Genomic DNA, 22628 nt, shown 5'->3' on the forward strand with positions numbered 1-22628 from the left:
GATCGGTCGGCGGCGGGCCCGGGGGACGTCAGGCCGTCAGCCAGGCGCGCAGCCGTTCCTCGCAGTGCAGGATGCGGTCGACCTCGACCCGCTCGTCCTTCTTGTGCGCCAGCAGGGAGTAGCCGGGTCCGTAGTTGACCGCCGGGACGCCCAGGGCGCTGAAGCGCGAGACATCGGTCCAGCCGAACTTGGGCATCGCGGTGCCGCCGACGGACTCCATGAACGCCTTGGCCGCCGGGTGGGACAGTCCGGGCAGCGCGCCCGGGGAGTGGTCGTCGATGACGAATTCGTCCACCGGGCAGTCCGCGAAGACCTCGCGGACGTGGGCGATCGCCTCGTCGGGGGTGCGGTCGGGCGCGTAGCGGAAGTTCACGGTGACCGTGCAGGCGTCCGGGATGACGTTGTTGGCGACGCCGCCCTCGATGCGTACGGCGTTGAGGCCCTCGCGGTATTCGAGGCCGTCGATGACCGGGCGGCGCGGCTCGTAGGCGGCCAGCTTCGCCAGGATCGGGGCGGCGGCGTGGATCGCGTTGGCGCCCATCCAGCTGCGGGCGGAGTGGGCGCGCTCGCCGGTGGTGCGCAGCAGGACCCGCAGGGTGCCCTGGCAGCCGCCCTCCACCTGGCCGTCGGAGGGCTCCAGGAGGACGGCGAAGTCGCCGGTGAGCCAGTCGGGGTGGGCGTCGGCGACATGGCCGAGGCCGTTGAGGTGCGCGGCGACCTCTTCGTTGTCGTAGAAGACGAAGGTCAGGTCGCGGTTGGGGGCCGGGACGGTGGCGGCCATCCGCAGCTGGACCGCGACGCCGGACTTCATGTCGCAGGTGCCGCAGCCCCACAGCACGCCGTTCTCGTCCAGCCGGGAGGGGACGTTGCCGGCGATCGGCACGGTGTCGAGGTGTCCGGCGAGCACCACCCGCTCGTCGCGGCCCAGCTGCGTACGGGCCACGACGTTGTTGCCGTAACGGTCGACGGTCAGGTGCGGGAGCGCGCGCAGGGCGTGCTCGACGGCGTCGGCGAGGTCCTTCTCGTTGCCGCTCTCGGAGGGGAAGTCGACGAGCTGCGCGGTGAGCGCGGCGGCGTCGAGCGAGAGGTCGAGGGCGGGGTGATCTGTGGAGCGCTCCATGGATCCGACCCTATCGGCAGCACTCCAGTACGGTGGCCCCGTGTCAGCCCAGCCCTCAGCTCCCCTCCGCCGCACCCGTCCGTGGCGTATCACCGCAGCCGTCGCCGTACTGATCGGACTGGCCGGCTACCTCGTGGTGCAGTACGTGACCGGTGGCCCGGGGGCACCGCAGTGCACGGTCCGCGCCGAGGGCGATGCGAAGCCGTACGAGCTGTCCCCGGAGCAGGCCGCGAACGCCGCGACGATCTCGGCCGTGGCGTCCTCGCGCGGGCTGTCGGAGCGGGCGGTGACCATCGCGCTGGCGACCGCGATGCAGGAGTCGGGGCTGCGCAACATCGACTTCGGTGACCGGGATTCGGTCGGGCTCTTCCAGCAGCGCCCGTCGCAGGACTGGGGCACCGTGAAGCAGATCATGGACCCGGTCTATTCGGCCGGGGAGTTCTACCAGCATCTGGCGAAGGTGCCCGGCTACTCCCGGCTGCCGCTGACCGTCGCCGCGCAGAAGGTGCAGCGCAGTGGCTATCCGCAGGCCTATGCGAAGCACGAGGCGAACGCCGCACGGCTGACCGGCGCGCTCACCGGCCGCGATCAGGACGCGATGACCTGCACCGAGAGCCGCCCGGTGGACGGGCAGGCGGGCGGCGCCGCGAAGGTGCGGGAGCGCCTGGTGCGGGAGTTCGGCTCCGAGGTGCTGCCGCGGACGGGCGGCAGCGGAGGCCGCACCGCGGGCGGCGGGAGCGGCGTGACGATACCGGTGCGGCAGTCCGGTCCGGTGGCCGCGGACGATGGCGGGCGGCGCGGCTGGGAGCTGGCGATCTGGGCGATGGCGCACTCCGCCGAGCTGCGTATCGAACAGATCTCTTACGCCGGCCGGACGTGGGCGGCGGACGATGCGGGGAAGGGCTGGCAGCGGAAGCCGGCCGGCTCCGCGGTGGCCGCGCACCACGTTCGTATCATCACCGCGCAATAGTTTGCCCGGTCCCCCGGAAGGGGCATCGGCAGCAATTCCCTTTTACCGGAAGGGAGTTGGCCGGGTGCGATACGAGCAGTCGGCCAATTCCCTTGCACGCAAAGGGCTGTGACGTTTCCGCGATCCCTCGGCCCGTGCACATATTGCCCGTCTTTATCCAGGGCCGATTATGTGACGCGTTACCAACTCTTTACCGGAGTTCACCGCAACCTTCGGGGTTCTGACGCGGTAGTCAGTGCGTCCGCCAGGCGGACATGGCACATCTGTCAGAAGTACGAGTCCTTCTCCGTAAAAGGAGCACCATGTCCCTCCCCGTTACGCGTCGGATCGCCCGAGCCGCCCTGCTCGTTGCAGCAGGTGCCGCTCCCGTGGTCGCTGCGGCCGGCTCCGCGAGCGCTGCGGAGCTGCCCACCAAGGCACTCGGCGGACTGACGGCGCCCCTGGACTCCCAGAACACCAGCGAAACCCTCGACCACACCGCGCGCGACGGCGTCGGCCTGGTGAACGCGGCCGGCAGCAAGGCGGCCACGAAGCTCGCCCCGGCGCTCGTCGAGACCGCCGGCCCCGTCGTGAAGAAGGCCATGCCGCTCACCCAGAGCGCCGCTGACAAGGCCGAGAGCGTGGTCCGCCCGATCGCCAAGAAGGGCGTCTCGACCAGCACGCTGCCGCTCGACGCGGCCAAGGGGCTCGTCGGGTCGCCCCAGGGCCTGCTCGCGCCCGCCACGGGCCTGCTCGGCGGTCTGCCGCTCGGCGGCCGCTGACCGGCCGTCCGGCCCGTACGACGCCGCAGGGGCCCGGGGAGTTCACACTCCCCGGGCCCCTGCGCGTGGTCAGCCGTGGTTCACTCCGCCAGACGGCGCACCGCGGCGGCCACCCGCTCGTCGGTGGCGGTGAAGGCGATCCGGACGAACCGCTCCCCTGCCGGGCCGTAGAACTCACCGGGGGCGACGAGGATGCCGCGCTTGGCGAGCTCGCCGACGGTGTCCCAGCAGGGCTCGTCGCGGGTCGCCCAGAGGTAGAGCGAGGCCTCGCTGTGCTCGATGCGGAAGCCGGCGGCCTCGAAGGCACCGCGCAGCGCGCTGCGGCGGCGGGCGTAGCGCGCACGCTGCTCGGTGACATGGGCGGTGTCGCCCAGCGCCGCGATGGTGGCGGCCTGGACGGGCGCCGCGATCATCATGCCGCCGTGCTTGCGGATCTGCAGCAGGTCGCCGAGGACCGCGGCGTCGCCGACGAGGAACGCGGAGCGGTAGCCGGCGAGGTTGGAGCGCTTGGAGAGCGAGTGGACGGCGACCAGGCCGTCGTGGGAACCGCCGCAGATGTCCGGGTGCAGCACGGAGACCGGGTCGGCCTCCCAGCCCAGTTCGAGGTAGCACTCGTCGCTGAAGACCAGCACTCCGTGCTCGCGCGCCCAGGCGACGGTGCGGCGCAGTTCGTCGGCGCCCAGCACCCGGCCGGTGGGGTTGGACGGCGAGTTCAGCCACAGCAGCTTCAGACCGCTGGGGTCCAGGTCCGTGGGATCGTCGTAGACGACCGGCTCGGCACCGGCCAGACGGGCGCCGACCTCGTAGGTCGGGTAGGCGAGCCGCGGGTAGCCGACCTTGTCGCCGGGGCCGAGGCCCAGGTGGGTCGGCAGCCAGGCCACCAGCTCCTTGGAGCCGACGACCGGCAGCACATTGGTGTGCTCCAGGCCCTGGGCGCCGAGGCGCTCGGCGGCCCAGCCGGTGAGCGCGTCACGCAGCGCGGCCGTACCCCACACCGTCGGGTAGCCGGGACTGTCGGCCGCGGCGGTCAGCGCCTCCTGCACCAGCGCGGGGACCGGGTCCACCGGGGTGCCAACGGAGAGGTCGACGATGCCGTCGGTGTGGGAGGCGGCGGTGGTCTTGTACGGCTCCAGGCGGTCCCACGGGAAGACGGGCAGGCGGCCGCGGAGCGATTCGGGCCGGGGAGACGGTGCTGCGCCCACGGTGCTCTCTTTCTCGGGTGGTGCGGGGCCGTCGGCGGAAATGCTGCGGTCCCGTACGGCGGCAGGCCGTACGGGACCGGGGCGGCGCCGTGCGACCTCCCGTGGCTGACACTGGGAGGTGCCCCCAACGACATGGGAGCAAGAGGGAGCGGGCAGGCTCCCCCTTGATCCTCGGGTCGTTACTGGTTCTGCGGCGGCAGCGCCGCGATGAAGGAGTGGTCCCGCTCGATCAGGCCGAGCTTGCTGGCGCCACCGGGCGAGCCGAGTTCGTCGAAGAACTCCACATTCGCCTTGTAGTAGTCCTTCCACTCCTCGGGGGTGTCGTCCTCGTAGAAGATCGCCTCGACCGGGCAGACCGGCTCACAGGCGCCACAGTCGACGCATTCGTCCGGGTGGATGTACAAGGACCGCTGGCCCTCGTAGATGCAGTCGACCGGGCACTCCTCGATGCACGCCTTGTCCTTGACGTCGACACAAGGCTGCGCGATGACGTAGGTCACGCTGTCGTTCCTCCTCGGTAGGGCCGGCGGACCGATTGGCAGTACCGCCGCTGGGCGCGCGGGAGCGCGGCGTCGTCGATGCCCGCCATCTAGTATCTCCGTTCCCGGGCGCGAGACGAACAAGAGGGGCGGTTTGAGCGATGGAATTCCTGGCCGGCGGACGCGCGGAGGTCCGTATCACCCGTGCTGACGTGGGCAAAAGGGTATCCGTCCGGCGTCTGACCGGGGGCGGCGCGGGGGTCCCCGCGTTCACCGACGCGGTCGGCGTTCTCACATCCTGGGATCAAGGTGTGCTGAGCATCACACGACGCAGTGGTGAGACCGTCCGGATCGAGGAGACGTCACTGGTGGCGGCCAAGGTCGTGCCCGACCGCCCGGCCACCGCCCGGTACGGAGCGGCGCACCCGCCCTCGGGGGAGCCGGCCCGCCGGAGGGGACCGGCGGCCACCGCCCGTGAGCTCCAGACCGTCGCGGCCCGCGGCTGGCCCGCCGTGGAGACGGCACGTCTCGGGGAGTGGACGCTGCGGGCCTCCGGCGGATTCACCCGCCGCGCCAATTCCGTCCTGCCGCTCGGCGACCCGGGCGTCCCTCTGGAGACGGCACTGGAGCAGATCGGCCAGTGGTATGACGAGCGCGGCCTGCCGCCGGTGATCGTGGTCGCCACCGGGCGGGCGGACACCGACGAACGGCTGGCCGCAGAGCTGGCGGAACGCGGCTGGACCGACGAGCGGCACACCACGGTCCGGATCGCGGCGCTGGCACCGCTCGCCGACACCGGGGCGGACGCGCCGGGCTCCGCCGGGGGTGCCCCCAGCCGCGTCACCTTGTCCCGGGAGCCCGGCGCGGACTGGCTGGCCCTGTACAACCGGACCGGCGAGGCCGACCCGTCCGAGGAGGCCGCGCGGACCGCCCTGCGGGTGCTGACCGGCGGGCCTTCGGTGTGGTTCGCGACGGTGCACGGCGCGGACGGCGGGACGGCGGCGATCGGGCGGCTGGTCGTCGACGGGCGCTGGGCGGGCTTCGCGGCGCTGGAAGTGGCCCCGGCCGCGCGGCGGCAGGGGCTGGCCACGCTGGTGATGGCGGCGCTCGCCGAGCGGGCCCTGGAGGAGGGCGCCTCGGCCGCGTATCTGCAGGTCGAGGCCGACAACGCGGGGGCTCTCGCGTTCTACGACCGGCTCGGCTTCACCGACCACCACGGCTATCACTACCGGCGGGCCCTGCCGGGCGGCCGGCGCTGAAGGGGTACCCCACCGATATGCCCCAGGAACCCGAGCCGGAGCGGGACGCCGCCCGCGCCGCACGGCGGCAGCAGTTCGCCGAGGCCGCGCGCGCCGAGCGGCCCGACCTGGCGCTGCTGTGCCTGCTGATCGGCGCCGAGGCCGATCCCGCGCTGGACGAGGCGGGCTGCGACGCGGTCCAGATCGAACTGGACCGGCTGGCCGGGCTGCTCCCGTACGCCCCGGCCGGGGGCCCCGGGGCCTGGGCCCGCAACCTCGCCGAGCTGCTCGGCACCCGGTGCGGCTTCGGCGGCTCGCCCGCCGACTACCGGCGGCTGGAGTCCTCGCTGCTGCACGAGGTGCTGCGGCGGCGCCGGGGCCTGCCGATCCTGCTGTCGGTGGTGTGGATGGAGGTCGCACGGCGGGCCGGTGCCCCGGTTTACGGGGTGGCGCTGCCGGGTCATTTCGTCGTCGGGTTCGGCGACCCCGCCGGCAGCCATGTCCTGGCCGATCCGTTCGAGGGCGGGCGGCCGCTCACCGACGAGGACGCGGAGCTGCTGGTCGCGGGGGCGACCGGGGAGCCGCTGAGCGCGCAGATGATGACGCCCGCCGATCCGCTGGAGATCGTGCTGCGCATGCTCAACAACATCCGGGCCTGGGCGCAGGCCCGCCCGGAGCACAGTGCGGTGCAGCTGTGGGCGCTGGAGCTGTCGCTGCTGCTGCCGAGCCATCCGGCGCGGCTGCGCCATGAGCGCGCCCAACTGCTCGTCGAGCGTGGTGAGTTCCTCGCCGGGGCGGCCGAGCTGGAGGAGTACGCCCGGGTGGTGGAGGCCGTCGAGCCGGCCGGGGCGACCGCGATACGGCGTCAGGCCGCTGCGGCACGGGCCATGCTCAACTGAGCGGTGCGGGCGGGGGGCGCCCGGCGCCGGACGACCAGCACGGTCGCATCGTCCTTGAGGCGGCCGCCGGTGAAGCTTTCGAGGTCGGCGCGGAGCGTACGGGCCAGCTCGGCGGGTTCCAGGTGCGTCCACCGGGCCAGCCGCTCGGCGAGCGGGTAGAACTCACCGTCCTTGCCGCGTGCCTCGGTCACCCCGTCCGTGCACAGCACGACCCAGTCGTCGGGCTCGGGGTGCACCCGGACGCTGTGGCGGGGCTCGCCGCTGAGCGCGGCCAGGCCGAGCGGCAGCGCGCCCTCACCGTCCCGGCGCTCGTGGACCTTGCCGTGCCGCACCAGGTAGTACGGGATGTGGCCGCAGGACAGCACCCGGCCCTCCGCCGCGCCGTCCGGGCCGTCCGGGCCGCGCACCTCCATCAGCAGCGCGGTGACGAAGCGCTCGTCGGTGCCCTCCTCGGCCGAGCGGGTGTTGTAGCGGGCCAGCGCCTGCTCCATGCGCTCGGCCACCGACTCCAGCGCGTCCAGATGCTGTGCGGCCTCCCGGAACGACACCAGGACCTCCAGGCCCGCGCCGATCGCCGGCATGCCCTTGCCCTGCACATCGCCGATCATCAGCCGCAGCCCGTAGGGCGTGTCGGTGGCCTCGTAGATGTCCCCGCCGACCCGGGCCCCCTCCTCGGCGGAGACATAGAAGCCGTACGCCTCGACCGCCCCGGCGCTGAGCGGCAGCTCGCGCAGCATGGCCCGCTGGACGGTGTCGGCCACCATGCTCGTACGGGCGTGCAGCGCCTCCCGCTGCAGCCGGGTGCGGCACAGCACCAGGGAGAAGGCGGCCACCAGGAACACGCCGAAGACGCCGACGACCCGGCTGGCCGGGGCCCAGTCGGGCACGGTGAAGATGTCGACGTACGTCAGGCACACCACGAAGACGGCCGCCACCAGGACGGTCTGCCGGAACGGGCAGCGCAGCGCGGCGTACAGCGGGGCGATGCCCATGAAGGCCGAGACGTGCAGCTCCGGGCCGGTCGTGGCGTCCAGCACGGTGACGACCAGGATCGCGAGTATCAGCAGCACGGGAGCGAGGCGGCGGCGCTCGGCGGGTCGGTCGGCAGCCATCACACTTCCAGCCTGCGGGAATCCGCCCGACACCGCACCGGGGGCGGTCGGCCCGCTCGCCCCACCCACAGGTGAGAGGCCCCCGGGCGTCGTCTCGGAGGAGCCGAGAAAACGCCCCGCGGGGCCTCTCACCTGCGGTTTCGTGCTGTACGGCAGTCAGTTGCCGTCGGTGGCGATGGTCTGGACCCGCTCGGCCGAGCTGGTGCCGAGCAGTGCCTTGCCGACCGCGCTCGCCACCTCCTCGACGCTGACCGGGTGCTTGGAGCCGTCGCCCTTGGTCACCAGGACGCCGTTGAAGGTGTCGCCGTAGAGCGCCTTGAGGGCCGGCCGGTCGTAGTACGGCACCAGAGCGCCGTTGATGATCTTGAACGACAGGAACTTCGGGATGGACTTCTCCGGGCTGAAGGAGACCGTGTGCGCCGCATCCGTACGGACCGTCACCAGACCGGACATCGCGGGCTCGGCGAACTGCTTCATCGCCCGGTTCACCGCGGCCTTGCTCACCTGCGGCTGCTGGGTGCCGGCGGCCAGCACCACGGGGGCGTCGGTGCCGGTCCCGGCGCGCTTGCGGTAGGCGTCGGTGACCTTCTTCTTGGACGCGCCCACATCGATCGCCTTGTGGGGCGCGCCGTAGTGCGGCACCGCCTTGCCGTTCTCGAAGGTGATCCCGCCGTCCTCGGCGGCACCCCCGGGTCCGGTGGCGTTCTGCAGCGCGACCTGGAGCTTCTCGTCGTCGACGATCACCTCGGGCGCGGCCTCGCGGTGCACGCCGAACAGCGAGCCGATGACGGAGACCGGGTTGTAGTCCCGGCCGGCCGCCTTGCGGACCGTCACCTGCGGGTCGATGTCCAGGCCCGCCCTGGCGGGCTGGAGGGTCGCGGGCTTGCCGTCGACGGTGAGCTTGAGCGGGGCGGTGCGGCTGTCCTTGAGCGCCGACTCCAGCTTCCTGACGGCCTCTTCCTTGGTGGTGCCGCCGATGTCCACACCGAGCGCGGTGGTGCCGTTGGGCACGTCGGCGTGGTCGAGCAGCAGCCCGGCGCCATAGGCGACACCGGCCAGCACCACGACGCCGACACCCACGAGAACGAGCTTGTTGCGGCCCTTCTTGGGCGGGTTGATCGGCTCGGGGATCTTGGGCCGCGGCTTGGGGGCGGCACTGTCGCCCTCACCGGCCGGGACCTGGGCGAACGGCGACGGGGGCGACGGCTTCTCGGCCCCGGGGACCTTGGGGATGCCGCTGACCAGCGTGTCGCCGGACACCCGGTCACGGCCGCCGGGAGCGCCGCCCGGCCCGCGGTCCTGGGGACCCTTCGTCCCGCGCGTGCCCTTCGGGACGCCGGACGCCGGGCCCTTGGGGGCGCCGGGCAGTCCGCCGGTGACGCCGCCGCCGGCACCGAGGCCGCTGCCCGGCCCGGCGAGCGGCGCCGGCGGCTGCGGGGTGAGCTCCGCGGTGTCGTCGATCCGGGGCGTGCCGCCGGTGTCGCTGAAGCCGGGCGGGAGGTTGAGCGCGGAGCTGCCGCGCGCCGGGCCGGTCGTCGGACCGCTCGGGCCGCTCAGGCCGCTCGGACCGCTCGGACCGCTCGGGCCGCCCGCCGGGGCGTCGAACGGGCTGTGGTCCCGGGCGGGCCCGCCGGCGGTGTCGAACGGCGAACCGCCGCCGGGCGTCGCACCGTCGAACGGCGAGGCACCGCCCCGCGGACCGCCGTCGAACGGCGAACCGCCGCTCGGCCGGGCACTGCCGTCGAACGGCGAGCCGCCCTCCTGCGGGGCCGGGCTGTCGGAGAAGTACGGCAGGTCGGGGCGCTGCGGCGACGGGGCGCCCGAGGGGCCGCGCGGCGGGGTCGCACCGCCCGGGGCGGGCGGTACCGCGTGGGAGCCGGTGGACGAGGAGGGACCGGCGGACCCGGCCTGCGGCTTGCGCGGCGCGAACCAGTCGCTGGTCTTCTCGGCCTGGCCGCCCGTGGGGGCCTCGTCCGCCGGAGCCTCGGGCCGGGGGGTGTTCGCCGTACGCTCCGCGTTCCGCTCGCCGGTGCGGGGCGTGCCGCGGGAACCGGCGGAACCGCCGGAACCAGCCGATCCGTTCATGCCGGGCTCCTCACCGACGGGCTTGCGCACGACGACCGGCGGGATGGGGCGCGACCCCGGAATATTGATCTTGATCCGCGTCGTCAGTGTGGTCTCGGTCTTGGGCTCCTCCGGCTGCGCGGCGGCACCGGGCGCCGGTGTCTCGCCGGCCTCTCCCCTGGGCGAGCCGTACGGCGGCGTCCCGGACGGGTACGCGGCTCCGCCACGGCCCTGGGGGCCGGAGGACGAACTGTCAGATTCACGACTCAAAGCAGGTTCTCCCGGTTGGCTCCGCCGCTCGTCAGAGATGATCCCCGGCCACAGGCCGGGAGGTGCCCCCAGGGCGGCGCGACGGCGCGCACCACCATACTGTCCGCCGCGGGCGGCCACCCCGGGAGCGTACGAACACCGCCGCCCCGGGCGAACCCCCGGGGCCCGGTCCGTTCACCCGGACCGGCGCGGCATCCGTCCCGGTATGGACCACGTCATCCGCCAACTCGGCCGTGCCGGACGCCCACCGGGCGCATCTGCGTCGCGGTGGCGCAGATCACAGCGACCACGATGCCGCCCAGCAGGAAGATGTACGAGCCGAGCCCCGCACCGAAGAGAAAGTCGCCTTCCGGCCGGACGTTGCTGAGCAGCAGGAACACGGTCACCAGCCAGGCCGCGCCGGGCACCAGCACGCCCGCGGAGGTGCCGGTCCCCCTGGCACCCCCGTAGAAGAGGCCGCCGACGCCGCACAGCGCCAGCACCAAACCGCCGGGGAACCAGGCCGCTTGGAGCAGCGTTCCGGCACCCGCCACCAGGACGCCCGCGACCAGAAGCAGCACGTATATACCGACCCGTCCCGCCGTCAGCGGTGCGGTCAGCGCGGCACCGGGCACCGGCGCCACCGGAGCGCCGGAGCGCGCACCGGACGCACCGCCCGAGCCCGCCCGCGACCGCTTCCCCTTGCCGGAGGCCGCGCCGCCGTTTCCCTCACCGGCGGTCCCGCCGCCCTTCGCCGTACTCATTCCGCCGCCTCCTCGATCCGGGCACTCTCCTCCATACCCACCCTTTCGCCGATACCCGCGAAGAGATCGTCCTCCCGGACCCCGTCGGCGGCACCCGGGACGCCGTGCACCAGCCGATAGTGCTCGGTGCCGAACAGCGGCTGGCCCAAGTCGTTGGAGAGCGCGAAGAACGGCCCGTCCACCGCGATCTGGGTGTAGTGCGCCCGCATCGCCGCGGACTTCGCGGCCGCGTACTCAGGAGCGCCGGAGAGGGACGCCGTGACCTCCGAGTCCGGCACCACGCCCGGGACATCGTCGACCGCGGCCACACCGGGGAAGCTGTGGCCGGCCGCGCGCAGCCGTGCGAAGCCCTCCTCGACCACGGACCGGGGGTTGCAGTTCCAGTAGATCTTCCCGATCGCATACGCGCGGCCCAGTTCCGGCCGGAAATCCGCCTGCGCGGCGAGCTCGGCACCGCGCATGGCGACGCGATGCGCCTGGATGTGATCGGGGTGGCCGTATCCGCCGTTCGGGTCGTAGGTGACCAGGACCTGCGGCCTGACCTCTCGGATCACCGCCACCAGCGCGCCGGCCGCCTCGTCGAGCGGGGCCTGCCAGAAGGCGTCCGGCCGGTCGTTCTGGGGAGCGCCCATCATCCCGGAGTCCCGGTAGCGGCCCGGTCCGCCGAGGAAGCGGTGGTCGGTGACGCCCAGGGCCTCCATCGCGGCGGCCAGCTCGCCGGCGCGGTACGGGCCGAGGGTGTCGTCGCGGTCCGGGGCGAGAGGGGCGAGCTCGGGCGGGATGACCTCGCCCTCCTCGCCGAGGGTGCAGGTCACCAGGGTGACCAGCGCGCCCTCGGCCGCGTACTTGGCCATGGTCAAGCCGTTGTTGATCGACTCGTCGTCGGGGTGCGCATGCACCAGCAGCAGCCGCCGGGAAAAGGCGGCGGGCGAGGCGCTCCCCTCGGCGGGTGGCTGCGGGGGACGGGCGGGCTGATCGGTCATGCCGACAGCCTACGAGCCGCCCGGTCCGCCGCCCGCAGGCGATCCCGGCCGCCGCCCGTGCGCCGGGCCGGCGGACGGGCGCACAGCGGCCGGGACCGGCCGGGGGCGGCTCAGAACTTGATGTTCCCGAGCATGCCGGCGACGTTCGTCGTCAGCTGCTTGATCGTCGGCGCGATGGACGAGCTGGCCAGATAGAAGCCCAGCAGCATGCAGACAAGGGCATGCGGGGCCTTCAGTCCAGACTTCTTGACAAGCAAGAAGACGATGATCGCCAGCAGCACCACCGCCGAAATCGAGAGTGCCACGGCGGCTCACCTCCAAGTACTCACGGTCCGGACAGGGTTGTGGGTGCCCAGGCCGTTCTCACGACCCGCGCACCCGGGTATGCCAAGGGCTCTTTACCCCGTACCCACTACGCGCAAGGGATCATAACTTTCCGCGCTAGCGCATAAGTCGGAGCACGGAAGCAGAGCGGGGGCGCACATGATCTTCACGAGTGCGACCAGGGTGAGCCGTTCCCCCCTCGGGCCGGTCGCTGGATCCGATCAGGCCACGAGCGGGCGGACACCCCCTAGGCTCGGCACCATGACCGGACAGCCTTCGTTTCCGCGGCAATACGCCCGTACGCAGCGCTTCACCCTGGGCGCACCGCGCAGCTACGCGCTCTCCCCCGACGGCGCGCGCGTCGCCTTCCTCCGCTCCCGTTCGGGTACCGATCGCAGCCAGCAGTTGTGGGTGCTCGACCTGGAAGAGGGACGGGAGTTCCCGGCCGCCGACCCGCATGCCCTGCTGGCCGGCGCAGACGAGGACCTTCCCCCGCAGGAGCGGGCCCGCCGCGAGCGCACCCGGGAGAGCTCGGCGGGCATCGTCGGCTATGCGACGGACGCCGCCGTGGAGTTGGCGGCGTTCACGCTCTCGGGCCGGCTGTTCGTCTCCGAGCTGCGGGCCGGCACCACCCGTGAACTCCCGGTCCAGGGGCCGGTGGTGGACCCCCGGCCGTCGCCGGACGGCCGGCAGGTGGCCTTTGTGGCGGACGGCCGGCTGCGGGTGGTGGCGGTGGACGGCGCGACGACGTCGGACGGGGGCGACGGGGGCGAAGACGGCGCGGCAGCCGCCGGGCCGGCGGACCGGGTGCTGGCCGAGCCCGACGGGCCCGAGGTGACCTGGGGGCTCGCGGAGTTCGTCGCGGCCGAGGAGATGGGGCGCTACCGGGGCTTCTGGTGGTCACCGGAGAGCGATGCGGTGCTGGCCGCGCGGGTCGACGAGGCGCCGGTGCAGCGCTGGTGGATCTCCGACCCCGCCCATCCGGACCGGGAGCCCACCCGGGTCGCGTACCCGGTGGCGGGCACCCGCAACGCCGGGGTCACCCTCGCACTGTTCAGGCTGGACGGCTCCCGCACCGACATTGCCTGGGACACCGAGCGCTACCCCTATCTCGCGCGCGTCCACTGGTCCGCGGCCGGGCCGCCGCTGCTGCTCGTCCAGGCCCGCGACCAGCGCGACCAGCGCTATCTGACCGTCGACACCACGACCGGCACGACCCGGACGGTGCACGAGGACGAGGACGAGGCGTGGGTCGAGCCGTTCCCCGGGGTGCCGGCCTGGACGCCGGACGGCCGGCTGGTGCGGATCGCGGACGAGGGCGGCGCACGCAAGCTGTTCGTCGGCGACCGCCCGCTGACCGGGGCGCCGCTGCACGTCCGGGCCGTCCTGGACATCGGCGAGGACGACGTCCTCTTCTCCGCGAGCGGCACGGACCTGCACGACATCGGCGTCTACCGCGCCTGGTTCCGCGGCAGCGGTGACCAGGGCGGCTGGGAGCGGGTGGGCGAGCGCCCGTACCCGACGGTGTCCTCCGCGGTGCGCGGCGGTGCGCTGACCGTGCTGTCCCAGGCATCGCTGGAGCGGCCCGGCACCCAGGTGGAGGTGGTGCGGCTGGACCCCGACGGCGGTGAGAAGACGCTCGCCACGATCGGTTCGCATGCCGAGGAGCCGTCCCTGACCGCCCGCCCCCGTCTGGTCCTGGCCGGGGAACGGGAGATTCCGTGTGCGGTGCTGCTGCCCGGCGGATACCGGGAGAGCGACGGTCCCTTGCCGGTGCTGATGGACCCGTACGGCGGTCCGCACGGCCAGCGGGTGGTCGCCGCGCACCACGCCCATCTGACCTCCCAGTGGTTCGCCGACCAGGGGTTCGCGGTGATCGTCGCGGACGGCCGGGGCACCCCGGGCCGCTCCCCCGCATGGGAGAAGTCGGTCTCCCGGCGCCTCGCGGAGTACACACTGGACGACCAGGTCCACGCCCTCCAGGCACTGGCCGGATCCTTTCCCCTTGACATGGAGCGGGTCGCCATCCGCGGCTGGTCCTTCGGCGGCTATCTCGCCGGGCTCGCCGCGCTGCGCCGCCCCGATGTCTTCCACGCGGCGGTGGTGGGGGCGCCGGTGACCGACCTCCGCCTCTACGACACCCACTATCAGGAGCGGTACCTCGGTCACCCGGCCGAGGAACCGGCGGTCTACGCGGAGAACTCGCTGCTCACGGACGAGGGGCTGTCCGGAGCGGTGGAGCCGCACCGCCCGATGCTGATCGTCCACGGACTCGCGGACGACAACGTGGTGGTGGCCCATTCACTGCGGCTGTCCTCGGCGCTGCTGGCGGCGGGCCGCCCGCACGAGGTGCTGCCGCTGTCCGGGGTGACGCATATGGCCGCACAGGAACAGGTGGCCGAAAACCTCCTGCTGCTCCAAGTCGACTTCCTCAAGCGGTCGTTGGGGATGCCGTCCTGAGGAGGTAGGCGTCGGGCGCCCTGGCACCCGTCTCACCAACCGGGCGGGAGCGTGGACGGCGGGGGCGGGGCGTGCGGCGGCCGTGCCTCGCCCGGGGCGGCGCCGTACGCCAGCACCTCGTCCGCGTCCGGGGCGGCCGACGGGACACCGGGCCGGGCCGCCGCGATCACCGCGGCCAGCCCGGCAGCGGCCACGAAGGCCGCGGTGCCCACCTCCAGCTGGGCCCGGGCGGGCAGCGCGGCGAGGCGGCCCAACTCCCCGGTGCGCAGGGCAAAGGCGAGCGCCACGGCCCCGTGCACGCACAGCAGGGCCGCGGCGGTCAGCGCCGCCGGTCTGGCCCAGGCCGCCCGGCGCAGTGCGGCGGCCGCGGCCCCCAGGGCCAGCAGCGCGAGCGCCAGCGCCTGCCAGTGCACCGGGGGCTGCAGCAGCGCGCGGAAGACGGAGGCGTCGCCGAGCAGCCCCTTGCGGTAGATGTCCCCGTCGAGCCGCTCCCACCAGCGGAACTCCCAGCCGGCGACGGCGAGTCCGGCGGCGCCCAGGAGGACGGCGGCGGTGACGGCCGGCCCCTTGAACGGCCTGCCGGGCACCCCGGGGCCCGCTCCGCGCGGCACCGCACGGACCACTCCGTACGCCGAGGACGCCGGCTCCGGCAGCCCGCGCGCACCGTGCCCCGTGGTCCCGTCCGGCTGCCGCCCCGCCACGCACACCACGATCAGCGCGACCGCCAGGGCGAGTTGGGTCAGGGCGGTCAGCCGCGCCCGCACCGTGAGACCGCTGTCCAGTCCCTGGAGCCAGCCCGCGCCCAGCATCCACAGCAGCGGGGTCCGCAGCAGTGCGGTGGCGGCCGCCAGGGCGAGCAGGGCGCCCGTGGCCACGGACGAGGCGACGGCGGCGCGCAGCACGGCGACCGCGGCGACGAGCGCGCCGAGCACCAGCAGCGGGTCGAGCACCGAGGTGGCCCAGGCGGTGAACTCCCTTGGCCGGGGCGTCTCGCCGAGCCAGGCCCGCCACACATCCGCACCGTGCTGGGCGATGGTCAGGTCCCGGATGATCCAGCCCGCACTGAGCAGCGCGAGCAGCAGGCAGACCAGCGCGCCGAGGCCGCGCGCGCCGCGGGTGAGAACGCTGTCCCGCACTGTGGACACGGCTCGCCCCCGTCCGCATCGAAGTACCTGAGTCGTCCACGGCACCCCGCACAGGAGGCGCCCACCGCAGGTCTACTGCAGTCCCGGCCCGGGGACAACAGACCCGGACGGGGCGACGGACGAAACACGGACAAAGCAGCAACCGGCCGGGACGCCGCCTGGCGTCCCGGCCGGTCTACGGCACCCGCACGGCCGTACGTTGTTCATCATGGCGCGTCCGTATATCGGTGTTGCGACAGTGAAGTTGCCTTCATGTTAAAGCAGTTGGTGACGATATGTCCCCCATGCCGTATATCGCGACCCCCTGTCAAGCACGCCTGAGCGTCGATCTGCGCAATCTTCGCTCAAGAAGTAGACGACCTGTTCACGAGCACACCCGATCCCCTTGACTCCGCCATAAATCACTTGCGACAGTCCGCTCATCCAGCGGTGCGACCAGGTGCCGCTTCACGTTCCAAGAGAACTCGGCGCGGGGGCACTTCGCGATGACTAGTCCATCCCAGACCGCGGCAACCAAGTCCGATACCCCAGGACTTGATTCCAAGGGTCTGAAGAAGACGAAGGACGGCAAGGACGGTGAGCTCGTTGGCCGTTCCCCCGGCCAACTGATGTGGCGGCGCTTCAAGCGCGACCGCACAGGCGTCATCTGCGCTTTCGTCGTGCTGGCCTTCTTCGTCGTGGCCGCGCTCGCCCCGGTGATCGCCAAGGTGTACGGCAAGAACCCGTACACCTTCTACGGCAACGAGGACCCGAGCCTCTTCGACGAGTTCGGCTATCCGATGGGTGCCAACGGCGGTATCTCCGGCGACTTCTGGTTCGGCATCGAACCGGCGCTCGGCCGCGACCTGTTCACCAACCTGCTCTACGGCATGCGGATGTCCTTGGGAATCTCGCTGGCGGTGACCATCCTCGTGGTGATCACCGGCACCCTCCTGGGCGTCACGGCCGGCTACATGGGCGGCCGGACCGACTACTGGCTCGGCCGGGTCATCGACTTCCTGCTCGCCTTCCCCAGCCAGCTGACCTTCGTGGCCTTCATGCCCGTGGTCGTCGCGTTCTTCATCCCGCCGGGCGACGAAACCCCCACCTATGTGCGCGTGGTGGCGCTGATCCTGGTGCAGTGGGCGCTGGGCTGGATGGGTCTGGCCCGGCTGCTGCGCGGCCAGGTGCTGTCACTGCGCGAGCGGGAGTTCGTCGAGGCCGCGAAGATCACCGGTGCCTCGCCGTGGCGCATCATCCGCAAGGAACTGCTGCCCAACGTGGTCACACCGATCCTGGTGCAGGCCACCTACATGCTCCCGCTGTTCGTCACGGCGGAGGCCGGCCTGTCCTATCTGGGCGTCGGCATCATGGAACCGACCCCGGACTGGGGACGGCTCTTCCACACGGCCGGCATGGTCTACGAGAACGACCCGACCTTCCTGGTCTTCCCCGGCGCCGCGATGGTGATCTTCGTGCTGTGCTTCAACCTGCTCGGGGACTCGGTCCGGGACGCCTTCGATCCCAAGTCCGGGCGCTGATCGTCCATTTGAGGGGGCCGCTGTCACCCCCCGGGCCGGGCTCGTACCGGTTGCGTCAGACAGCACATCTGGACAACAACCGACAGGCAGGTGCTTGGAACCTCATGAACGCTCTATCTACGCGCAGAGCACGCGCCGTGATCGTGGCCCTGGCGGCCGGTTCACTCGCGCTCACCGGCTGCAGCAGCGGCGGCGGCGGCGGCAAGGACAAGTCCCAGACGGACAAGGACGCCGCCGAGCAGTCGAAGACCGTGGCGCTCGGCACGGTCGCCGACTCCACCGGCCCGGCCGCCGAGGTCAAGGGCGGCCGCAAGGGCGGCACGCTCCGCGTCTTCCAGCGTGACAGCTTCAACCACCTGGACCCGGCGCAGATGTACGTCAGCGACCTGGGCGACCTGTCCAAGCTGATCTTCCGTGGCCTGACCACGTACAAGCAGGACGACTCGGGCAAGAAGACGGTCGTCGGCGACCTCGCCACCGACGCGGGCCAGATGTCCGACGGCGGCAAGACGTGGAAGTACACGCTCAAGGACGGCATCAAGTTCGAGGACGGCAAGCCGATCACCTCGAAGGACATCCGCCACACCATCGAGCGGATGTACGCCAAGTTCATCACCGACGGCCCCACGTACCTGCAGACGTGGCTGTCGGGCGAGGGCACCTCGTACCGCAAGGCCCTGCCGGACGGTCCGTACAAGGGTGACCACCTGCCCAAGAACGTCCTGGACACCCCGGACGACAAGACGGTCATCTTCCACTTCAAGAAGCCGCAGTCGCAGGTGCCCTACGCGCTCGCCATCGCGGGCTACAGCGCCGTGCCGGAGGGCGCCAAGGACACCAAGGAGAACTACGACGTCAAGCCGGTCTGCGCCGGCCCGTACAAGTTCGCCTCCTTCAAGGAGGGCAAGTCCGCGAAGCTGGTGCGCAACACGAACTGGGACCCGAAGACCGACCCGTCGCGCCACCAGTACGTCGACGCCTTCGACATCACCTTCAACCACCAGTTCTCGGACTCCACCAAGCGCCTGATGGCCGATCAGGGTGAGTCCAAGAACGCGATCAGCTTCACCAACTCGGTGGAGCCGACGCAGACCAAGCAGGTGCTGGACAACCCCAGTGCCAGCAAGCGCCTGGTGCAGGGCTACCAGCCCTACGTCTGGCAGATGAACATGAACATGGACCGCATCAAGGACAAGAAGATCCGTGATGCGATCACCTACGCCATGCCGAGCGCCCAGATCGTCCGCATCAACGGCGGCAGCTACGGCGGTGAGATCGCCGGCGGTCTGCTCGCCCCGACCGTGGCGGGCTACAAGAAGGGCTACGACCCCTACGGCAAGCTCACGCACCCCAACGGTGAGCCGGAGAAGGCCAAGAAGCTCCTCAAGGAGGCCGGTGCGACGGGCAAGAAGCTCGTCTACGCCTACTCCAACACCGAGATCCGCCAGAAGGAAGCCGCGGTCATCGAGGACGCCCTGAACAAGGCCGGCTTCGACGTCCAGAAGAAGGAGGTCGACGCGGCCTCCTGGTACCAGCAGATGGGCAAGGTCGACAACGGCTTCGACATCTACATGACCGGCTGGGGCCAGGACTGGGCGGACGCCTCCACCGTCATCCCGCCGTCGTACGACCCCCGGCAGATCCAGGACGGCGCGGCCAACTACTCCCACATCCGCGACAAGCACGTCAGCGCCGAGATCGACCGCATCGAGAAGATCACGGACGTCACGAAGCAGACCGCGGAGTGGCAGAAGCTGCACCAGTACATCGTGGAGAAGGTCAACCCGGCCGCCCCGGTCTTCTACACCAAGGTGCTCCAGCTGCACGGCTCCAACGTGGGTGGTATCCGCTACAACAGCGACACCAACTACCTGGACGTGAACACGGTGTTCCTCAAGAAGTAAGAGGCACACCGAAGCAAGCACCGGAAGGCGGTCCGGAGAGCGCGCGGCACGGCGGAGCGCGCGCTCTCCGGGGCCTTCCCCGCCACTCCGTCACTCCCCACAGCCGCCGCCGTCCTGAGAGCAGCGAACTGCCATGCTTCCCTTCCTATTCCGCCGGATTTTCGGCGCGGTCGTCATCCTCCTCCTGCTGAGCGCCTTCACGTTCTTCGTGTTCTTCTCCACGGGCGATCCGGCCATGATGGCGTGCGGCAAGAACTGCACCGCCGACAATGTCGCCCTGATCCATCACAACCTCGGCCTCGACAAGCCCCTGCCGACGCAGTACTGGGACTTCCTCGCCGGCATCTTCACGGGCCGCGACTACACCATCGGGCACTGCAGCGCCCCCTGCTTCGGCTACTCCTTCGCCACCAAGCAGGACGTCTGGGCGACGATGATGGACCGGCTGCCCACCACGGCGTCGCTGGCCGTCGGCGGTGCGGTCGCCTTCCTGGTGATCGGCCTGGGCGCCGGTCTGCTGGCCGCCTGGAAGAAGGGCTCGCTGCTGGACAAGACGGTCACCGGGGCCTCCATGGTGCTCAGCTCGGTGCAGATCTACATCCTGGGGCCGGTCGTTCTCGGCATCTTCGTCTACAGCGGCATCATGGCGTCGCCCAAGTACGTGGAGCTCACCAGCAATCCGGTCGGCTGGTTCATGGGCCTGCTGCTGCCGTGGCTGGTGATGTCGACGATCTTCACCGCCCAGTACACCCGTATGGCGCGCTCGACGATGATCGAGCAGCTCCAGGAGGAGCACGTCCGCACGGCCAAGGCCAAGGGCATGCCGGCGCGCTATGTCTTCATGCGCTACGCCTGGCGCGGCTCACTGATCCCGATCGTCACGATCCTCGGTATCGACCTGAGCTCGCTGTTCGGCGGCGCCATGATCACCGAGTACACCTTCTCGCTGGCCGGCCTCGGCCGACTGGCGATCAACTCCGTCATCACCCTCGATCTCCCCATGATCCTGGGCGTGCTGATCTTCAGCGCCGCCCTGATCCTGGTGTTCAACATCATCGTGGATGCGACGTACGCCCTCATCGACCCGCGCGTGCGCCTGTCCTAGGAGAGCCCAAGTGACCACACTCACCAAGACCGAGGACACGCCGGTCCCGACCGGATCGGACCCCTTCCTCTCCGTCCGCGACCTGCATGTGCGGTTCTCCACCGAGGACGGCATCGTCAAGGCGGTCGACGGACTCTCCTTCGACCTGGAGCGCGGGCAGACGCTCGGCATCGTCGGCGAATCGGGATCCGGCAAGTCCGTCACCAACCTCGCCGTCCTGGGGCTGCACAACCCCAAGAACACCGAACTCTCCGGCAACATCACGCTGGACGGCCAGGAGTTGACCGGGGCCAGGGAGAAGACCCTGGAGAAGCTCCGCGGCAACAAGATGGCCATGATCTTCCAGGACGCGCTGACCGCCCTGTCGCCCTACTACACGGTCGGCCGGCAGATCGCGGAGCCGTTCATCAAGCACACCGGCGCCAGCAAGCGCGAGGGCCGGCAGCGCGCCATCGAGATGCTGACCAAGGTCGGTATCCCGCAGCCCAGTCTGCGGGTGGACGACTACCCGCACCAGTTCTCCGGCGGTATGCGCCAGCGCGCGATGATCGCCATGTCGCTGGTCTGCAACCCCGAGCTGCTGATCGCCGACGAGCCGACCACCGCCCTGGACGTCACCGTCCAGGCGCAGATCCTCGACCTCCTCAAGGACCTCCAGCAGGAGTTCGGCTCCGCCATCATCCTGATCACCCACGACCTCGGCGTGGTCGCCAACACCGCGGACGACCTGCTGGTGATGTACGCGGGCCGCGCCGTGGAGCGGGGCTCCGTCAAGGAGATCCTCACCCAGCCCCAGCACCCGTACACCTGGGGCCTGCTGAGCTCGATGCCCCGGCTCAGCTCGGACGTCCACGAGGAGCTGCACCCGATCCCCGGGGCGCCGCCGAGCCTGCTCACCCCGCCCTCCGGCTGCGGCTTCCACCCGCGCTGCGGCTTCACCGGCGAGGTCGGCGGTGCCCGCTGCACCGACGAGCGCCCGCTGCTGGAGCTGGGGCGCGCGGCCGCGTGCCATCTGAGCGCCGAGCAGAAGCAGACCCTCTTCACCGAGCAGATCAAGCCCCGGCTGGGCTAGGGAGCTATCACCATGGCAGAGAACGTCACCCTCCCGGCGCCCCGTGACGCCGCGCCCACCCCGGGCGAGCCGCTGCTCACCGCCGAGGGACTCACGAAGCACTTCCCGATCTACGGCGGCTTCCCGTTCAAACGGAAGGTCGGCGCGGTCCAGGCGGTCGACGGCGTCGACCTGACCGTGCACGCCGGCGAGAGCTTCGGTCTGGTCGGTGAGTCGGGCTGCGGCAAGTCCACCACCGGACGGCTGCTCACCCGGCTCATGGAGCCGACCTCCGGCAAGATCACGTACGCGGGCCAGGACATCACCCACGCGGGCCGCAAGGAACTGGCGCCGATCCGCTCCGAGATCCAGATGATCTTCCAGGACCCGTATGCCTCGCTGAACCCGCGGCAGACGGTCGGCACCATCATCGGCGGCCCGATGGAGATCAACGGGATCAACCCGCCCGGCGGCCGGGAGAAGCGGGTCCAGGAACTCCTGGAGACCGTCGGTCTCAACCCGGAGCACTACAACCGCTTCCCGCACGAGTTCTCCGGCGGTCAGCGCCAGCGCATCGGCGTGGCCCGCGCGCTCGCCCTGGAACCGAAGCTGATCGTCGCGGACGAGCCGGTCTCCGCGCTCGACGTCTCCATCCAGGCGCAGGTGGTCAACCTGCTCCAGAAGCTCCAGCGCGAGCTGGGCATCGCGTTCCTGTTCATCGCCCACGACCTGGCGATCGTGCGGCACTTCAGCGAGCGGGTCGCGGTGATGTACCTCGGCAAGATCGTCGAGGTGGGTACCCGCGACGAGATCTACCACCGGCCGCGCCACCCGTACACCCATGCGCTGCTCTCGGCGGTGCCCGAGGCCAAGCTGGTGGAGAGCGAGGAGGAGGACCGCGAGCGCATCCGTCTCGCCGGTGACGTCCCCTCCCCCGTCAACCCGCCCTCCGGCTGCCGGTTCCGTACGCGGTGCTGGAAGGCGCAGGACAAGTGCGCCACCGAGGAGCCGCCGCTCGTCCGGATCGGCGGGAACGCGGCCGGCCACCTCACCGCCTGCCACTTCCCCGAGGAGCCGACGACCGCGGCCCGGGGCGAGGACATCATCCTCGACCCGGCGCTGGCCGCGATCGAGGACGCCGCGGAGGCCGAGGACATCGGCAAGACCGAGTAGCCCTTCGTACCGCCACCGCTCGGAGCCGGAGCCCGCTTCCCCTACGGGAGGCGGGCTTTGGCGTGCGCGGCCCTGGTGCCGCGCCGGTAGCCCAGCAGCCCGGTC

The 22628-nt window shown here is 71.5% G+C and carries 19 protein-coding genes; 10 read left to right on the forward strand and 9 right to left on the reverse strand.

Translation table 11 applies throughout. The features are described from left to right. Positions 1-28: 28 nt before the first annotated feature. Positions 29-1120: a succinyl-diaminopimelate desuccinylase gene (dapE, locus tag AB0C46_RS21545; RefSeq protein ID WP_362829564.1), complete on the reverse strand. Its 1092-nt coding sequence runs from the start codon at positions 1118-1120 to the stop codon at positions 29-31. A gap of 40 nt (positions 1121-1160) precedes the next feature. Here dapE and AB0C46_RS21550 point away from each other — a divergent pair, with 40 nt between their 5' ends. Both AB0C46_RS21550 and AB0C46_RS21555 read left to right on the forward strand, forming a co-directional pair. Next, the gene (locus AB0C46_RS21550) at positions 1161-2090 is read left to right on the forward strand and encodes a heavy metal transporter (protein ID WP_362829565.1); all 930 of its coding nucleotides are present in this window, start codon (positions 1161-1163) and stop codon (positions 2088-2090) included. Positions 2091-2392: 302 nt separating this feature from the next. Beyond that, entirely contained in the window at positions 2393-2851 is a 459-nt protein-coding gene (locus tag AB0C46_RS21555; RefSeq protein ID WP_362829567.1) for an ATP-binding protein, read from the forward strand. 80 nt (positions 2852-2931) lie between these two features. Here the strand turns inward: AB0C46_RS21555 and dapC are convergent, their stop codons facing one another. Together dapC and fdxA are read right to left on the reverse strand one after the other, a co-directional pair. Beyond that, positions 2932-4053: a succinyldiaminopimelate transaminase gene (dapC, locus tag AB0C46_RS21560; RefSeq protein ID WP_362829568.1), complete on the reverse strand. Its 1122-nt coding sequence runs from the start codon at positions 4051-4053 to the stop codon at positions 2932-2934. A 179-nt stretch (positions 4054-4232) separates the two neighbouring features. Continuing rightward, the gene (gene fdxA / locus AB0C46_RS21565) at positions 4233-4553 is read right to left on the reverse strand and encodes a ferredoxin (protein WP_006603298.1); all 321 of its coding nucleotides are present in this window, start codon (positions 4551-4553) and stop codon (positions 4233-4235) included. Between the two features lie 140 nt (positions 4554-4693). On the opposite strand from fdxA, the gene AB0C46_RS21570 reads away from it, so the two are divergent. Together AB0C46_RS21570 and AB0C46_RS21575 are read left to right on the forward strand one after the other, a co-directional pair. Next, positions 4694-5791, forward strand: coding sequence for a GNAT family N-acetyltransferase (locus AB0C46_RS21570; protein ID WP_362829569.1), 1098 nt, complete (start codon positions 4694-4696; stop codon positions 5789-5791). A gap of 17 nt (positions 5792-5808) precedes the next feature. After that, positions 5809-6669, forward strand: a complete 861-nt coding sequence (locus tag AB0C46_RS21575) for a transglutaminase-like domain-containing protein (protein ID WP_362829571.1) — start codon at positions 5809-5811, stop codon at positions 6667-6669. Here the strand turns inward: AB0C46_RS21575 and AB0C46_RS21580 are convergent. The 5 genes from AB0C46_RS21580 to AB0C46_RS21600 all read right to left on the reverse strand — a co-directional run bounded on the left by AB0C46_RS21580 (position 6636) and on the right by AB0C46_RS21600 (position 12146). Next, positions 6636-7781 carry a PP2C family protein-serine/threonine phosphatase gene (locus AB0C46_RS21580; protein WP_362829572.1) on the reverse strand — a complete coding sequence of 382 codons (1146 nt, stop codon included), beginning with the start codon at positions 7779-7781 and terminating at the stop codon, positions 6636-6638. The genes AB0C46_RS21575 and AB0C46_RS21580 overlap by 34 nt on opposite strands. A gap of 156 nt (positions 7782-7937) precedes the next feature. Beyond that, positions 7938-10115: a hypothetical protein gene (locus AB0C46_RS21585; protein WP_362829573.1), complete on the reverse strand. Its 2178-nt coding sequence runs from the start codon at positions 10113-10115 to the stop codon at positions 7938-7940. 215 nt (positions 10116-10330) lie between these two features. After that, positions 10331-10858, reverse strand: a complete 528-nt coding sequence (locus AB0C46_RS21590; protein ID WP_362829574.1) for a DUF6113 family protein — start codon at positions 10856-10858, stop codon at positions 10331-10333. Further along, positions 10855-11841 (reverse strand): N-acetyl-1-D-myo-inositol-2-amino-2-deoxy-alpha-D-glucopyranoside deacetylase, encoded by a 987-nt coding sequence (mshB, locus tag AB0C46_RS21595; protein ID WP_362829575.1) that lies wholly within the window; start codon positions 11839-11841, stop codon positions 10855-10857. Before mshB ends, AB0C46_RS21590 begins: the two co-directional genes overlap by 4 nt. A gap of 110 nt (positions 11842-11951) precedes the next feature. Further along, positions 11952-12146 carry a hypothetical protein gene (locus tag AB0C46_RS21600; protein ID WP_006603310.1) on the reverse strand — a complete coding sequence of 65 codons (195 nt, stop codon included), beginning with the start codon at positions 12144-12146 and terminating at the stop codon, positions 11952-11954. 280 nt (positions 12147-12426) lie between these two features. Here AB0C46_RS21600 and AB0C46_RS21605 point away from each other — a divergent pair, with 280 nt between their 5' ends. Continuing rightward, on the forward strand, positions 12427-14625 hold the full coding sequence (locus AB0C46_RS21605) for a prolyl oligopeptidase family serine peptidase (RefSeq protein WP_362829576.1): 2199 nt from the start codon (positions 12427-12429) through the stop codon (positions 14623-14625). 32 nt (positions 14626-14657) lie between these two features. Here the strand turns inward: AB0C46_RS21605 and AB0C46_RS21610 are convergent, their stop codons facing one another. After that, positions 14658-15770, reverse strand: coding sequence for a hypothetical protein (locus AB0C46_RS21610; RefSeq protein WP_362829578.1), 1113 nt, complete (start codon positions 15768-15770; stop codon positions 14658-14660). A 485-nt stretch (positions 15771-16255) separates the two neighbouring features. On the opposite strand from AB0C46_RS21610, the gene AB0C46_RS21615 reads away from it, so the two are divergent. From AB0C46_RS21615 to AB0C46_RS21635, 5 genes are all read left to right on the forward strand, one after another. Then, positions 16256-17290 (forward strand): ABC transporter permease, encoded by a 1035-nt coding sequence (locus AB0C46_RS21615; RefSeq protein WP_362829580.1) that lies wholly within the window; start codon positions 16256-16258, stop codon positions 17288-17290. A gap of 104 nt (positions 17291-17394) precedes the next feature. Then, positions 17395-19194, forward strand: coding sequence for an ABC transporter substrate-binding protein (locus AB0C46_RS21620; protein WP_362829581.1), 1800 nt, complete (start codon positions 17395-17397; stop codon positions 19192-19194). Positions 19195-19327: 133 nt separating this feature from the next. Beyond that, complete coding sequence (locus AB0C46_RS21625; protein ID WP_362829583.1) at positions 19328-20299, forward strand: ABC transporter permease; 972 nt, start codon at positions 19328-19330, stop codon at positions 20297-20299. Positions 20300-20309: 10 nt separating this feature from the next. Continuing rightward, a complete protein-coding gene (locus AB0C46_RS21630; RefSeq protein WP_362829584.1) occupies positions 20310-21371 on the forward strand; it encodes an ABC transporter ATP-binding protein in 1062 nt (353 codons plus the stop codon). Between the two features lie 12 nt (positions 21372-21383). After that, positions 21384-22523: a dipeptide ABC transporter ATP-binding protein gene (locus tag AB0C46_RS21635; protein ID WP_362829585.1), complete on the forward strand. Its 1140-nt coding sequence runs from the start codon at positions 21384-21386 to the stop codon at positions 22521-22523. Positions 22524-22628: the final 105 nt, after the last annotated feature.

It is taken from the genome of Streptomyces sp. NPDC048637, assembly GCF_040650675.1.
GTDB lineage: Bacteria > Actinomycetota > Actinomycetes > Streptomycetales > Streptomycetaceae > Streptomyces.